Annotated in this window: 1 protein-coding gene; it reads right to left on the reverse strand. The window is 77.0% G+C overall.

Going from position 1 to position 465, the window contains the following annotated elements; translation table 11 throughout:
• Positions 1–465: glycerate kinase (locus tag D180_RS19575; protein WP_017914103.1), on the reverse strand; the 465-nt coding region annotated here is incomplete at both ends.

Raw genomic sequence — 465 nt, forward strand, 5'->3', positions numbered from 1 at the left:
GGGCGTCGGCGGCATCGGCCAGCGCGGCCTCGCGCGTGGACACGCGTTGCACCGCGACGAACAGCGCGTCGATCCCTTGCGCCTGCAGGTCCGCCGCGCCCTCGCCCAGGCCGCCGGCGATGGCCAGCACCGGCACACCGTGGCGTCGGGCGATGCGGGCGAGGCCGACCGGCACCTTGCCCTGCGCGCTCTGCCCGTCCAGGCGGCCTTCGCCGGTAACCAGCAGATCGGCGCCGGCCAGGTGCGCTTCCAGCCCCAGCGCCTGCGCGACGATCTCCACGCCCGGCCGCAGCCGCGCGCCGAGGAAGGCGACCAGGGCCGCGCCGATGCCGCCGCCCGCGCCCGCACCGGGCAGCGACGCCACTGCCACGCCCAAGGTGCGTTCGATCGCCTCGGCGTAGTGCCGCAACCCGGCATCGAGCTGCGCGACCATCGCCGGCGTGGCGCCCTTCTGCGGCCCGAACA

It is taken from the genome of Xanthomonas sp. SHU 166, assembly GCF_000364685.1.
Classification (GTDB): domain Bacteria; phylum Pseudomonadota; class Gammaproteobacteria; order Xanthomonadales; family Xanthomonadaceae; genus Xanthomonas_A; species Xanthomonas_A sontii.